This is a genomic window from Stenotrophomonas sp. SrG (assembly GCF_050031795.1).
In the GTDB taxonomy this organism is placed as follows: Bacteria; Pseudomonadota; Gammaproteobacteria; order Xanthomonadales; family Xanthomonadaceae; genus Stenotrophomonas; species Stenotrophomonas rhizophila_A.
Map to the genome: position 1 here is coordinate 1 of NZ_JBNBBE010000360.1, position 263 is coordinate 263.

At 65.4% G+C, this 263-nt stretch carries 1 pseudogene; it reads left to right on the forward strand.

From position 1 onward, the window contains the following. Positions 1–263, forward strand: a pseudogene (locus ACQG3P_RS20105) (transcription termination factor Rho); the annotation flags it as partial.

Sequence of the window (263 nt, forward strand, 5' to 3'; positions counted from 1 at the left end):
CTTCGGCTTCCTGCGCGCGGCTGAAGCCAGCTACCTGGCCGGGCCGGACGAGACCTCCATTTCGCCCAGCCAGATCCGCCGCTTCAACCTGCGCACCGGCGACCACCTGTCCGGCCGCTTCCGCTTCCCGAAGGACGGCGAGCGTTACTTCGCGCTGTCGATCGTGGACACCATCTACGGTGAGCCGCTGGAAGCGTCCAAGAACAAGGTGCTGTTCGAGAACCTCACCCCGCTGTTCCCGCGCAAGCTCTTCACCCTGGAAC